Source organism: Rhodovarius lipocyclicus (genome assembly GCF_009900765.1).
GTDB classification, from domain to species: Bacteria; Pseudomonadota; Alphaproteobacteria; order Acetobacterales; family Acetobacteraceae; genus Rhodovarius; species Rhodovarius lipocyclicus.
This window is the reverse complement of record NZ_JAAABL010000065.1, coordinates 1-13,973: the sequence shown is the minus strand read 5'-3', so window position 1 is coordinate 13,973 and position 13,973 is coordinate 1. Positions and strand designations below refer to the sequence as shown.

Annotated in this window: 11 protein-coding genes; 1 reads left to right on the top strand and 10 read right to left on the bottom strand. The window is 69.9% G+C overall.

The window, feature by feature from the left end; all coding sequences use genetic code 11:
* Positions 1–237: 237 nt before the first annotated feature.
* Complete coding sequence (locus tag GT007_RS21060) at positions 238–1,020, bottom strand: GntR family transcriptional regulator (protein WP_160123642.1); 783 nt, start codon at positions 1,018–1,020, stop codon at positions 238–240.
* 114 nt (positions 1,021–1,134) lie between these two features.
* Between GT007_RS21060 and GT007_RS21055 the strand changes: the two genes are divergently transcribed.
* Entirely contained in the window at positions 1,135–1,422 is a 288-nt protein-coding gene (locus GT007_RS21055; RefSeq protein ID WP_160123641.1) for a DUF1330 domain-containing protein, read from the top strand.
* Here the strand turns inward: GT007_RS21055 and GT007_RS21050 are convergent.
* From GT007_RS21050 to GT007_RS21010, 9 genes are all read right to left on the bottom strand, one after another.
* Positions 1,409–2,737 carry a class-III pyridoxal-phosphate-dependent aminotransferase gene (locus GT007_RS21050; RefSeq protein WP_160123640.1) on the bottom strand — a complete coding sequence of 443 codons (1,329 nt, stop codon included), beginning with the start codon at positions 2,735–2,737 and terminating at the stop codon, positions 1,409–1,411. The two genes, GT007_RS21055 and GT007_RS21050, sit on opposite strands and share 14 nt — an antisense overlap.
* Positions 2,737–4,314, bottom strand: coding sequence for a hydantoinase B/oxoprolinase family protein (locus GT007_RS21045; RefSeq protein ID WP_160123639.1), 1,578 nt, complete (start codon positions 4,312–4,314; stop codon positions 2,737–2,739). Before GT007_RS21045 ends, GT007_RS21050 begins: the two co-directional genes overlap by 1 nt.
* Positions 4,311–6,311: a hydantoinase/oxoprolinase family protein gene (locus GT007_RS21040; RefSeq protein ID WP_236571793.1), complete on the bottom strand. Its 2,001-nt coding sequence runs from the start codon at positions 6,309–6,311 to the stop codon at positions 4,311–4,313. The genes GT007_RS21045 and GT007_RS21040 overlap by 4 nt, the downstream gene beginning before the upstream one ends.
* Positions 6,312–6,407: 96 nt before the next feature.
* On the bottom strand, positions 6,408–8,036 hold the full coding sequence (locus tag GT007_RS21035) for a dipeptide ABC transporter ATP-binding protein (protein WP_160123637.1): 1,629 nt from the start codon (positions 8,034–8,036) through the stop codon (positions 6,408–6,410).
* Positions 8,033–8,878 (bottom strand): ABC transporter permease, encoded by an 846-nt coding sequence (locus tag GT007_RS21030; protein ID WP_160123636.1) that lies wholly within the window; start codon positions 8,876–8,878, stop codon positions 8,033–8,035. The genes GT007_RS21035 and GT007_RS21030 overlap by 4 nt, the downstream gene beginning before the upstream one ends.
* Complete coding sequence (locus tag GT007_RS21025) at positions 8,875–9,906, bottom strand: ABC transporter permease (protein ID WP_160123635.1); 1,032 nt, start codon at positions 9,904–9,906, stop codon at positions 8,875–8,877. Before GT007_RS21025 ends, GT007_RS21030 begins: the two co-directional genes overlap by 4 nt.
* Entirely contained in the window at positions 9,906–11,534 is a 1,629-nt protein-coding gene (locus GT007_RS21020; protein WP_160123634.1) for an ABC transporter substrate-binding protein, read from the bottom strand. Before GT007_RS21020 ends, GT007_RS21025 begins: the two co-directional genes overlap by 1 nt.
* 140 nt (positions 11,535–11,674) lie before the next feature.
* A complete protein-coding gene (locus GT007_RS21015; protein WP_160123633.1) occupies positions 11,675–12,460 on the bottom strand; it encodes an SDR family NAD(P)-dependent oxidoreductase in 786 nt (261 codons plus the stop codon).
* A 62-nt stretch (positions 12,461–12,522) separates the two neighbouring features.
* Positions 12,523–13,758, bottom strand: coding sequence for a Zn-dependent hydrolase (locus GT007_RS21010; RefSeq protein ID WP_160123632.1), 1,236 nt, complete (start codon positions 13,756–13,758; stop codon positions 12,523–12,525).
* Positions 13,759–13,973: the final 215 nt, after the last annotated feature.

Sequence of the window (13,973 nt, the reverse complement as noted above, 5' to 3'; positions counted from 1 at the left end):
GAAAGGCGATGCGAGAGGGGCTCTGCCCCCCTCGCGCTCCCCCCACCAGGAGCCGAAAGGCCCCTGGACCCCATCAGTTAATTGAAAAAGGCCGGAGGGGACGATGTCCCCTCCGGCCTTTTTCAACTCCCGGGTTCCAAGGGCCTCGCGGCCCTTGGCGGGTGGGGGTGCGGGGGAGGGCAGGGCCCTTCCCCGCTTCCGCCCTGCCCATCCGCGCGCCTGACGGCCGTCTCGCCCTCACTCCCCGCCCAGGCGCAGGGCGTACATGAAGTGTTCGGCCGAGGCGTGGATGTTGGTGGTGGCTTCCAGCAATTGACCGCCCTGGGCCAGGAACTGGCGGCGGATGAACAGGCCGGGGGCTCGGTGTTCCACGCCCAGGGCCTGGGCCTGGGCCGCGTCCAGGGCGATGGCGCCCATATCCTGGTGGACCGCCGCGACGGGGATGCCGTGGCGTTGGGCGATGAGGCGGTAGGCGGGGGTGGCCGAGAGGTCTTCGGAGAGGGCGATCTCGGCGAAGGGTTCGGCGATGTAGAGGTCGCAGACGGAGATGCCGGCCCCGGTATCGGCGGCGCGGCGGATGCCGTGGACATGGATGAAGGCGGTGCCGGCCGGGCAGTTGAGGCGGTGGGCCAGGGCGGCGTCGGCGGTGATGCGGGTGCGGCTGGCGATGTCGAGGCGCACGGGGCCGTCATAGCCCATGACATCGGTGGCGTTGCGCACGGCCAGCACGTATTTGCCGCGCGGCTGGTCGGCGATGACGCGGGTGCCCACCCCCTGGGCGCTGGCGACCAGGCCGAGTTCCGAGAGGCGCCGCAGCGCCTGGCGGATGGTGGAGCGGCTGACGCTGAAACTGGCGCACAGCTCCTGCTCGCTGGGCAGCAGGGTGCCGATGGCGCGCCGGCCTTCCAGGATCTCGGAGGCGAGGGCGGTGGCGACGGCGGCGTAGCGCGGCTGCGCGGCCAGAAGCTGGGTGGCTTCCAGGCTGGCGGCCTCCGCGCCGGCATTCGGCTGTTTGCGCATGGTTGGTGGGCTTCCCTGAGTCCGCTTTCTTAGGGTCGTCCGTACAGGTTGCACAAGACGTTGGCAAAGCGGGGGCATTGCGGCGAGGATCGCGACAGGGAAGGAAACCGTGCCATGCCAGCCTATCTGATCGGCGATCTGGAGATTTTCGACGAGGCGGGCTTCGCCGCCTATCGCGCCGCGGCGCTGGAGGTGGTGCGGGGGTTCGGCGGCCGCGCCATCGCCGTGGACAAGGCCCCCATCAGCCTGGAGGGCCCCTGGGAATCGCGGGACATGATCGTGATCGAGTTCCCGGATATCGAGGCGATCCGGGCCTTGTTCGCCTCAGTGGATTACGCGCCGCTGGCCCGGCAGAGGCAGGCGGCGGCGCGCTCGCGGCTGATCGCCGTCAGGGGGCTGTAGCGGCGTTGTGGGCCCTGTCGGCCACCAGCAGGGCTTCGTCCAGGATGGCCAGCAGGGTTTCCGCCTCCGCATCGCCGATCACCAGGGGCGGGGCCAGGAACAGCGAGGTCTGCTCGCCGCTGGTGCCGATCACGGCGCCGAGTTCCAGCGCCCGGCCCGCGACCCGGGAGGCGACGGGCGCCTCGGGCGTGTCGGCCAGCCATTGCTTCCAGCTGGGCCCGTGCAGTTCGATGGTCCAGTGCAGGCCCTGGCCGGCGACGCGCGCCACGGCGGGGTGGCGGGCCGCGATCTCGGAAAGCCGGGCGCGGAAGCGGGTTTCCTGCGCCGCGACCCGGGCCAGCAGCGCCTCGTCGCGCATGATGCGCAGATAGGCGGAGACACCGGCCATGGTCAGCGGATGGCCGCGCAGCGTGCCGTAATTCTGCCAGGCGGCGCCCTTCATGCGCTCCACGACCTCGTGGGAGAGGATGATGGCCGCCACCGCCACCATGCCCCCGCCGAGGCCCTTGCCGAGGGTCACGATATCCGGCCGGCTTTCCCCCGCCTGGAAGGCGAAGGGCCGGCCCGAGCGGCCGAGCCCCGTCACCACCTCATCGGCGATCCACAGCGCGCCGGCATCGCGCGCCATGCCGGCCAGCGCGTCCTGGTAATCGGGGTCGTGGTAGTAGCCGCCCTGGGTGTAGTCGAGGATGACAGCCGCGCTATCGGCCAGCTGGGCGGGTGCCTCCGCCAGGCGCACCGGCAGCGGTTCGTCGCCACGCAGCCGGGCCTCGGCGGGGTGGATCCAGGCCGCACCCTCGGGCGGGGGCAGCACATGCACGGGCGCGTTGGGGAAAGGCAGGCGCGTGCCGCCGGCCGAGGCGGGCGCCGCCAGCCCCCCATGCCAATGCGGCTGCACCGTCACGTCGCGCGAAAGGCCCACCAGCCCATGATAGGCACGTTCGCGCGTGGCGATCGCCCGCCGCCCGGTCAGCGCCTGGGAAAGCGAGAGTGCCACATCATTCGCCTCGCTGCCCGAGAGGCAGAAGCGCACGGCGCCCGCCCAATGCTCCTCGCCGGCCAGGCCGATCTCGAACAGGTCCTCGGCGGCCTGGTCGCGGCCCTTCCAGGACCAGCCCTCGCTGACCATGGGCAGGCTGGCGGCCTCGCGCAGCGCCTCGATCATCCGGGGGTGGCCATGGCCCAGCGGGCCGCCGGTGTTGCTGCCATCCAGCACGCGCCGGCCGTCCGACAGTTCGAAATACACGCCCTGACCGCCGACGACGCGCGGCGCCTCGCCGCCCGCGTTCAGGCCGGTGCGCAGCAGGCGGGCCATCAGTGCGCCACCCCGTAGCCGCCGCCGCCGGCACTTTCCAGCGTCAGCACATCGTCCTGGCGCAGCAGCATGTTCAGCTTGCCGTCCAGCTGGGTTTCCACCCCATCGCGCAGCAGGGTCAGGCGGAAGGGCAGGCCCGGCTCGCCGCCCTGCAGGCCGAAGGGCGGCACCTTGGAGCGTTCCAGGCAGGCGGTCAGCCACATCTCCGGCGCCAGGATGCGATAGCGCCGCACCACCCCGTCGCCGCCCCGGTGCGCGCCCGCGCCGCCGGACCCGCGCCGGATCGCCTGCCTCTCCACCCGGATGGCGTAGTTGGTCTCGATCATCTCGGTCGGCGTGTTGGAGGTGTTGGTGAGCAGCACGCGCGTGGCCGAGACACCGTCGCGGTCGATCCGCGCGCCCTCGCCGCCGCCATGCACCTCATACAGCATGCGCCAGGGCAGGCCCTTGCGGGGCTCGCAGAAGTTCAACAGGCCGGAGGTCGCGGCCCCGCCCGCGGTCAGCCGCTCGGGGATCACGCCCTCCATCGCCTTGAACATGGCATCCACGATCCGCATGGAGGTCTCGTGGTTGCCCGCGGCGACGGGCGCGTCGAAGCCCGGCTCCAGGATGGAGCCCGGGCGGGTGATGATGGTCAGCGGCCTGAGCGCGCCCGCATTCTGCTGCATGTCGCGCCCCGACAGCACCCGCGCGCCATAGGCCACGGCGGAGCGCGCGATATAGGGCGTCATGTTGCAGAAATTCGCCACCCGGTCGCAGCTGCCCGACAGGTCGAACAGCGCCTCGTCGCCCTTGATCTCGATGCGGACATGGATGCGCGCGGGGGCGCCGTCCGGCCCGCCTTCGTCCAGGAAATCCTCGCCCTCATACACGCCATCCGGCAGGTCGCGGATGGCCTCGCGCATCTCGGCCTCCGACAGGTCATGCAGGCGCTTCAGCGCGGCCAGGAAGGTTTCGGTGCCGTATTGCGCGCACATCTCGCGGATGCGCTTCTCGGCGGCGCGGGTGGAGGCGAGCTGGGCCAGCATGTCGCCCTCGCAGGCCACGGGGTCGCGCACATTGGACAGGATCATATCCATCACGCCGCGCTGCACGCCCTCGGCGGTGGCCAGCAGCACGGGCGGGATGCGGATGGCTTCCTGGAAGCTGTCCACCGCGTTCACCAGATAGCTGCCGGGCCAGGTGCCGCCCACATCGGGCCAATGCGCCAGGCTGATCGCCCAGGCCACCACGCGCCCATCCACGAAGACCGGGCGCGCCACCTTCACATCGTTCAGGTGGTTGCCGCCCAGCTTGCCGATGTTGAAGATCAGCGCGTCGCCCTCGCGCATCGCCGCCAGCGGCTTCAGCTTCAGCAGCTCCGGGATGGCATAGGCCATGGCGCCCATATGGATGGGGATGTCCTTGCCCTGCCCCGCCAGCCCGCCCTCGGCATCGGTGATGGCAGAGGACAGGTCCCCTGCCTCCCGCAGCAAAGGCGAGCGCGCGGAGCGCGTCATCACCAGGCTCATTTCCTCGGCCGCCGCCGAGAGGCCGTGGCGGATCACTTCCACCACGAAGGGGTCGAGGCCGCTCATGCGTCGCTCCGGGTCAGGAAGAGGTTGCCGATATCGTCGTCCCGCGCGCGCCAGCCGGGGGGCACGATGACGGTGGACCAGGCATCCTCGATGATGGCGGGGCCCGCCACGGTGCCGGTCAGGGTTTCCCGCGGCAGGATCGGCGTCAGCAGCCGGCCCTGCTGGAACACGCATTCGCGCATGCGCTCCGGCTTGGCCGGGCGGCCCACATCGGGGCGCGCGACGGGGGTGGAGGACGGCCGCCGCGCCTGGATGCGCAGCGATTCAATCACCACCGGCTCCGCCGTGGCATAGCCGAACAGCTCCTGGTGGCGGGCGTGGAAGGCCGTGCGCAGCGCGTCGGGGTCCAGCGGCATGGCGAAGGGGACCGGGATGGCATCGCTCTGCGCGTCGTAGCGCATCAGGGCGGTGTGCTCCATGCCGATCTCGGCGGCGGGGATGCCGTTGGCGATCAGCGGCTCGCTGGCCTCGGCCTCCATCTCCGCCACGCGCGCGGCGAAGGCCTCGGCCGGGAAGCCGTCGAGCGGCATGCGGATGGTGCGCTGCTGCAGCACCGAGAAATCCGCCGTCAGGCAGCCGAGCGCGGAGAAGGCCGAGGAGGCGGCGGGCACGATGATCTCGTTCAGCCCGTACAGATCGGCCAGCCCCACCGCGTGCATCGGCCCGCCGCCGCCGAAGGCCAGCAGCGTGCAGTCGCGCCCATCCACGCCGCGTTCCACCGTCACGCGGCGCAGGGCGCGCGCCATGGCGGCATTGGCGACACGGATGATGCCGAGCGCCGTGTCCTCGATCGGCAGGCCCAGCTTTTCCGCGATGGGCGCGATCACGGCCCGCGCGGCCGCCACATCCAGCTGGATGGTGTCGCCCAGCTTCGCCTCGGGGTCGAGGTAGCCCAGCACCGCATTGGCATCGGTGATGGTGGGCCGCGTGCCGCCGCGCCCATAGCAGGCGGGGCCGGGCTCGGAACCCGCGCTCTCGGGGCCGACGCTGAGGCCGCCCGAACCCAGCTTCACGATCGAGCCGCCGCCCGCGCCGATGGAATGCACGGCCAGCATGGGCTGGCGCAGGGGGCGGCCGCCCATCATGCGGGTGTCCGTCATCTCGGCCACGCCATCCACGATCAGGCACACATCGGTGGTGGTGCCGCCCATGTCGAAGGTCAGCACGCGCGGCCGGTTCAGCGTGCGCGCGATCCGCGCCGAGGCCGAGACCCCCGCCGCGGGGCCGGACATCGCCATCACCAGCGGCCGGCGCTTCACCGCGGGCACCGGCACCATCGCACCCGCCGAATGGAACACCTGCAGGCCGGGGCCGAGGGGCAGCTTCTCCTCCAGCTCCGTCAGGTAATCGACGGCCACCGGCATGGCCGCCGCGTTGAAGGCGGTGGAGGAAGCGCGCTCATATTCCCGCGCCTCCGGGTTCACCTCATGGGACACGCAGAGATGCGGCACATGCGGCGCCAGCGCCTCCATCAGCTGCTTCTCATGCACCGGGTTGGCATAGGCGTGCAGCAGGCAGATGCCGACCGACTTGGCGCCGGAAGCTTTCACCCATTCCACGCAGCGGGCGATCTCGGCCTCGGTCAGCGGTTGCAGCACGGCACCGGTGTGGTCCAGGCGTTCGCGCAAGCCGAAGCACAGCGCGGGCGGGACCAGCGGCGGGGCCTTGGGCGGCACGTCCAGGCGGTAGAGTTCGGTGCGGCGATAGCGGCCGATCTCCAGCACATCCTCGAACCCTTCGGTGGCGATCAGCGCCACCTTGGGCAGGCGGCCCTCGACCAGCGCATTGGTCACGCGGGTGGTGCCGTGGATGAAGCGGCGCACATCGGGCTCCGCCAGCCCCACCGCCGCGATCGCCTCCAGCATCGCGCGCACCGGGGCGTCGGGGCGGGATGGCACCTTGGCGATGCGGGTGGCGCCGGTTTCGGTGTGTACCGCGAGGATATCGGTGAAGGTGCCACCGATGTCGGTGCCGATGTCCCAAAGCCTGGTCTGCAACGGAGTATCCTTCATACGCTCGGCCTCCGGGGCCTCACCAGCCAGAGGGCGGGGAGCCTTCGGAAGCCATCAGTGTGGCGCATCGTGCCTGGAACGCTATGCCGCCACCGGATCAAAATGCGGAATGGCCGTCAGCAATTCCCGCGTATAGGCATCGCTGGGGGCGGCGAAGATCGCGGCGCTGTCGCCCTGTTCCACGACCTGGCCCTGGCGCAGCACGATGGTGCGTTCGCACATCATGCGCACCACGTTCAGGTCGTGGCTGACGAACAGGAAGGCGAGCCCATCCTGCCGGCGCAGGTCGTCCAGCAATTTCAGCACCACCGCCTGCACCGAGACATCCAGCGCCGCCGTCGGCTCATCCAGCACCAGCAGGCGCGGGCCCACCGCGATGGCGCGCGCGATGCCGACGCGCGCCTTCTGCCCGCCCGAGAGCTGGTGCGGAAACCGCCCCAGCAGGTTGCGCGGCAGGCCGCAGCGCTCGGCGGCTTCCTCGACCCGGCCGGTCAGTTCGCGGCTGTCCGTGATGCCCAGCAGGCGCGTCACGGGGCGCGCGATGGCGTCGAAGGCAGTAAAGCGCGGGTTGAGGCTTTCGTGCGGGTCCTGGAACACCAGCTGGATCTCGCGCCGGAAGCGGCTGGCGTGGAAATCCCGCGCCTTCACATCGCCGATGTCATGGCCGTCGAACACCACGCTGCCGCCGGAATGGTCGATCAGCCGGCACACCATGCGGGAGATGGTGGATTTGCCGGAACCGCTCTCCCCCACCAGGCCCAGGCTTTCACCGGCGCGCAGCGTGAAGGAGACATCGTCCACCGCCTTGAACCCGTCATACAGCTTGGTCAGGCGGTGCACCTCCAGCAAGGGGGCGGCGCCGGGGGCCGGGGCCGGGCGGATGATGGGGGGCGCGGGCGGCTCGCCCACCAGCTCCTGCACCGTGGAGCGGGGCGTGGGGGAGGCCGCAACCAGGCGCTGGGTGTAGGGGTGCTGCGGGCGCTGGAACAGTTGCGCGGCCGGGGCCTGCTCCACCAGCACGCCCTCCTGCATCACCGCCACATTCTCGCAGTATTGCGCGGCCAGGCCGAGGTCGTGGGTGATCAGGATCATGGCCATGTCGCGCTCGGCCACCAGCTTCGCCAGCAGGTCCATCACGGTCTTCTGGGTGGTGACGTCCAGGCCCGTGGTGGGTTCGTCCGCGATCAGCAGGGCGGGCTCGCAGGCCATGGCCATGGCGATCATCACGCGCTGGCACATGCCGCCCGAGAGTTCGTGCGGATAGGCGTCGAAGCGGCGCTCCGGGTCGCGGATCAGCACGGCGCGCAGCAGGTCCAGCGCCTTTTCGCGCTTCTCGCGCCCGGTCAGGGAATTATGCGCCGACAGCGCGTCCATCACCTGCCGGCCGATGCTGCGGATGGGGTTCAGCGCCGCGCGCGGGTTCTGGAACACCATGGAGATCGCGGCGCCGCGCAGGGCGCGCAGCTCGCTTTCGCGCGCATGGGTGATGTCGCGGCCCTTGAACAGGATCTTCCCGCCCGCGATCCGCCCTGCCCTGTCGAGCAGCCCGGTCACGGCATAGGCGGTAACGGATTTGCCCGAGCCGCTTTCCCCCACCACCGCCAGCGTGCGACCGGCGGGCAGGTCGAAGGAGATGCCGCGCACCGCCTCCACCACGCCGCGCCGGGTGGAGAAGGAGACGCGCAGGTCCTGGACTTGCAGCAGGCTCATGTGCGCATCCGGGGGTCGAGAATATCGCGCAAGCCGTCACCCAGCAGGTTGAAGCACAGCACGGTCAGCATCAGCGCAAGGCCCGGATAGGCCACCAGCCACCATTGCCCGGCGGTGATGAAGCGCGCGCCCTCGGCCACCATGATGCCCCATTCCGGCGTGGGCGGCTGCACGCCGAGCCCAATGAAGGACAGCCCCGCCGCGTTCAGGATCGCCCAGCCCAGATTCAGCGAGATCTGCACCGCCATGGCGGGCAGGATGTTGGGCAACAGGTAACGCAGCACGATGGTCAGGTGGCTTTCGCCGCCCGAGCGCGCGGCCTCCACCCAGCCCAGGTTGCGCCGCACATTCACCTCGGCCCGGGCGAAGCGGATGTAGAAGGGCAGGTTGATGAAGGCGGTGGCGATGACGATGTTCTCGACGCGATTGCCCAAGGCCGCGACCATCGCCATGGCCAGCACGAACAGCGGAAACGCCATCAGCACATCCACCACCCGCCCCACCGACTTGTCGAGCCAGCCGCCGACATAGCCGCAGAAGCTGCCGATGACCGCGCCGGCCGCGAAGGAAATGCTCACAGCCGAAATGGCGATGGCCAGATCGAGCCGCGTCGCCACCAGCAGGCGGGAGAACACATCCCGCCCCAGCTGGTCGGTGCCCGCCCAATAGGTGGCGGAGGGCGGCTGCAAGGCCATCGGCACGTTCGACGCGATGGGGTCATGCGGCGCCAGCCAGGGCGCGAAGATCGCGATCAGCACCAGCAGCGTGGCGCCCGTGGCCGCCAGCGCCGTGACAGGATTGCCGCGCAGCACCCAGGCCGCGTGTTTCAGCGTGGCGCTCATTCCACATTCACCCGGGGGTCGGCGATGCCATACAGCACGTCGATCAGAAGGTTCACCACGACGAAGGCCAGGGCCATCATCAGCACGAAGCCCTGCACGGGCGCGTAGTCGCTGCCCAGCAGCGCATCGAGCGCGTAGGAGCCGACGCCGGGCCAGGAGAACACCTTCTCCACCAGCACATTGGCCCCCAGCATGGTCGAGAACACGATGCCGGTGATGGTGATGACCGGCAGCAGCGCGTTGCGCAGCCCATGCACCACGATCACCTTCCAGTGCGACAGGCCGATGGAACGCGCGGTGCGGATGAAATCGCTGCCGAGCACCGCCAGCATCGAGGCGCGGGTCATCCGCGCCAGCGGGGCCAGCACGAACAGCGCCATGGTGCAGGCCGGCAGCAGCAACTGCCCGGCGGCGGCATACCACCCCGCCCAGTCGCCGGTGATGGCGAAGTCAATCAGCAGGAAGCCCGTGATATCGGGCGGGCTGGCCGCGAAGATGTCGATCCGCCCGGTGGGGTCGGGGGAGATGCCCAGCACCACATAGAACACATAGATCAGCAGCAGCCCCGACACGAAGGTCGGCACGCAAACGCCCATGCTGCACACGAAGCGCACGACGTGATCCAGCGCCGAGTTCGGCCGCAACGCCGCCAATATGCCCAGCGGGATGGCGAAGCCCAGCGCCAGCACGAGTGCCGCCAGCGTCAGCTCCAGCGAGGCCGGCAGCCGTTCGCGCAGATCGGCCACCACCGCCTGCCCGGTCGTCATCGACCGGCCGAGCTGCCCGCGCCCGATCTCGGCGAAGTAGCGGATCAGCTGCTCATGCACCGGCCGGTCGAGGCCCATCTGCTCACGGATCATCTGGATCTCCGCCTGGCCCGCATTGGGGCCGGAGGCGAAGAACACCGCGGGGTCGCCCGGCAGCACCCGCATCAGCACGAAGGTGAACACCACGACGCCGAGCAGCGCGGGCACCGAGGCGGCAAGCCGCCGCCCCACCCGCAGCCCGATGGATTTCAGCGCGCGCATCAGCCGCGCTTCAGGTCACGCCAGTCGACCATGCGGTGGAACCAGTAGGTGTAGCCGGAGATGTCCTTGCTCATCACCGCCTCATGGTTGCCGGACCACAGCATGACATGGGGCATCTGCTCCAGGCTGATGTCGATCATGCGGCGACAGATGTCGTCATAGCGCGCCTGATCCAGCGTGAAGCGGGCCTCCTGCGCCATGGCCGTCACCTCGGCATTCTGCCAGCCGGAGTAGTTCCAGCGGGTCTCACCCGAGTAGTAAAGGCGGAAGAAATAGTCGGGCGACGGCAGCCAGGCGGAGCCGAGATCGGTGAAGAAGGGCAGCCGGCGCTCCACGATCAACGTGCCGATCTGCGCGTCCGGCAGCTTCTGGATGGCGACGCGCACGCCGATGCGGCCCAGCGCCTCCTGCAACAGGGCGGCCATCGGGTCCACGAAGGCGCTCATGGAGACGGCGTAGGTGAAGGTCGTCTCCAGGCCGTTGGGGAAGCCTGCCTCGGCCAGCAGGGCCTTGGCGCGGTCCAGGTCCTGGTTGATGCCCAGCGGCTGCGGGAAGTTGCCGTTCGGGGCATGCGTCCAGGTCGCGCCGTAATACTTGGACCCGCGGCTGAACAGCGCCGCCTGGAACATCGCGTCATAAGGCAGCGCGAGCGCGAAGGCGCGGCGCACCTTGGGGTTGTCGAAGGGGGCGACGCGCGTGTTGAACACGATGCACTGGAAGGTGTTGCCCTGCGGGATCGCCACCACCTTGGCGCGGTTGCGGCTCTCGATCGCGGGCACGTCGCTGGCGGCCAGGTCGATGCACAAATCGGCGTCGCCGCGTTCCACCAGGGAGGCGCGGGTCGCGGCCTCGGGCACGGTCTGCATGATGATGCGGCGGAAGAACGGCAGCTCGCCGTTCAGGCCGTTCTTCCAGTTGTCGTTGCGGCGCAGCTGCAGCTGCTGGCCGGGGCGATGGCTCTCGACGATATAGGCGCCGCCGCCGGCCTGGTTTTCCTTCAGGTAGTTGATCGCCCAGGGGTCGTCCGAGGTGGCGTGCTGCTTGGCCAGCTTGGAGTTGATCATCATCGCATAGGGCGTGGAGAGATTGCCCAGCGCGAGGCGGTCGGAGCGCGGCAGCTTCACCTCCACCACCTTCTCGCCCACAATCTTGTACTGGTCGGGCGAGGTGTAGGAGGACATCGACATCTGCGGCGGCGCCAGCGACCGGGCGGAGACAGAGCGGTCGAGCGACCACTTCACGTCCTCCGCCGTCACGGGCGTGCCGTCATGCCAGGTGGCGTTCTGGCGGATGTGGAAGGTGTAGGTCAGTCCGTCGGCGGAACGGTCGATACGCTCGGCCAGCTCGCCCCGGATGTTGTCGAGGTCGAAGGTGAAGCCGCCCGTCGAGACCGGCTTGCGGCCCATGGAGCACAGCCGGTCATAGGTGTTCATGACCAGGCCGAAGCCCTCACGCGTGCCGCCCAGCATGGTGGCGTCCAGCGAGTTGATCACGCCGCCCATGACCTGGCGCAGCGTCTCGGCGCGGGTCTGGGACATCGCCTCACGCGGGGCGGCGGCGGCGATCGCGCCAGTGGCGGCAGCGGTGGCGGCGGCGGCCTTCAGGCCCTGCCTGCGGTTGAACTTCATCGGGTTGCCCCCTTCGGATGTCTCGGTGGGATGTCAGCGCAGGAGAGGGCGGAAGGGAAACGGTAATTCGGCAGGAAAGAATGACGCGCCGCAGCGTGTGCACGCGGGTTGGGCAGAGAGCGGGGGCTTTGCCCCCGGCCTCACACCACTGGGCTTTTCCCGCCATCCACATTGATGGCGGTGCCGGTGATATACCCCCCCATCTCGCTCGCCAGCAGCAGCGCCTGGGCCGCGAATTCCTCGGACTTGCCGATGCGCCCCAGCGGCACGGCCTTGCCCTGCTCGGCCTTCCATTCCTCCCAGGACAGGCCCCGGTTATCGGTCGCGTGGCGGCGCACCCACTGGTCGCTCTCGATGATGCCCACCAGCATGGCGTTCACCAGGATATTGTCGGGCGCGAATTCATTCGCCAGCGCCTTGGTCAGCGCCATGCCCGCCGCCCGGCTGACGCTGGTGGGGGTGGAGGTGGCCAGCGGCGCCTTCGCCCCGATGTTCAGCACATTGATGATGCGGCCCCACTTCCGTGCCTTCATGCCCGGGATGGCGGCGCGGCAGAGCCGGACGGCGGCCATCAGCTTCAGGTTCAGGTCGTCTTCCCACAGCGCCTCGTCGATCGTCATGAACGGCCCGCGCTGGCTGGTGCCGGCATTGTTGACCAGGATGTCGATCTGCCCGAGCGCGCGCTCGGCGGCCTGGAAGGCGGCGTTGCAGCCCTCCAGGCTGCGGATGTCGGCCGGCACGGCGGCCACCTTGGCCTCGGGCGCCACGGCGCGGATGGAGGCGGCTGCCTTTTCCAGATCCTCCGCGCCACGGGCCACCAGGGCCACATGGCCGCCGGATTGGGCGAACATGGTCGCCATGGCCAGGCCGAGCCCCTTGGAGCCGCCGGTGATCAGGGCCGCGCGGCCGTTCAATGTGATGTTCATGGATCAGGTCCTCCTTGAAGGAGGAGCTTAGAGGGGTGGCCGGGCGCGTATAGGGGGCGCCATCAGGCCAGCCCGCCCGCCGCCTCGATCACGGCCGGCCCCATGGCGGCCAGCCCCGCCGCGCACCATTCGCGCGAAATGCTCTCCGACGGATGGTGGCTGACGCCGCCATGGCAGGGGATGAACATCAGCGCCGAGGGCACCACCAGGCCCAGATGCAGCGCGTCCTGCGGGATCGGGCCCGGCATGTCCCGGTGGCGCAGCTGCGCGGCGGCCGCGGCACGCCGCAGCGAATCCAGCAGATTCGGCGCGAAGGGAACCCGGGGGTAGCCGCCGGCGCGCTCCACCTCCACCCGCACGCCCCGGCGCGCGGTCAGCTCCGCGACGGCTTCGTGGAAGGCGGCGGCCATCCGGCCATTCCCGTCCGCGTCGGGGTGGCGGATGTTGGCCGCGAACCGCACGAGGGAGGGGATGTTGCCCCGCGCGTCCGGCTGCAGCGTCAGGCGCGTGGCGGTGGCCATGCCGCCGAGGCGGGTGGCGATTCGTTCCAGCGCCAGCACCAGCTCGGACGCCGCTGCCAGCGCATCCTGCCGCCCTTCCATGGGGGAACCCACATGGCCGTCGCGGCCGGTGACGATCACCGTCCATTGCTCCACCCCGATGCAGTGGGTGACGATGCCGATGGGAATGCCCTCGCGTTCCAGGATCGGGCCCTGCTCGATATGCGCCTCGTAATAGGCCGAAAACCGGCGGGCGATGGCCGGATCGGCGGTGCCGGCCCAGCCGATGGCCTGCAGCGCGTCGGCATAGGTGAAGGCAGGGTCGAAATTGTCGGGCGCGGCCAGCACCTCGGCCTCGTCGAGCACGCCCATCGCGGCGCCGCTGGCGGACATGGAGGGGCTGAAACGGGAGCCTTCCTCATTGGTCCAGTTCACCACCGTGATCGGCGCCCGGGTCCGCAGCCCGGCCTCATGCAGGGCGCGCACGATCTCCAGCCCCAGCAGCACGCCATAGGGGCCATCGTATTTCCCGCCCGTCGGCACGCTGTCCAGGTGGCTGCCCACCGCGACCGGCGCCGCATCCGGGTCGGCGCCGGCATAAGTCAGGTACATGCTGCCCAGCCGGTCCACCGCCAGCGTGCAGCCGGCAGCCAGGGCCCAGTCGCGCAGCAGCACGCGGGCGCGGTCATCCTCCGCCGACAAGGCAAGGCGCCTGACGCCGCCATCGGGCGTGGCGCCGATACGGGCCATCTCCTCCAGGCTTTGCCAGAAACGGTCGGGCGAGAAGGGGATGCTCACGATGCGCGGTCTCCGATCGGCTGCGCGCCAGCTTCTCAGGAGCGGGGCGGCCGGCCAACCCCTTGGATGGGGTGCCGCTCAGGGGCTTCGCCCCCTGTTCAGACTGGAGAGATGTTTGACAGGTGTACGGAGACATCCCTGACGGTTTTGAGATGGGGTGTTTCGTCCCTGAGGTCGAGTGTGGCGAGAGGAAATCGCGAGAAGAACACCTGCCA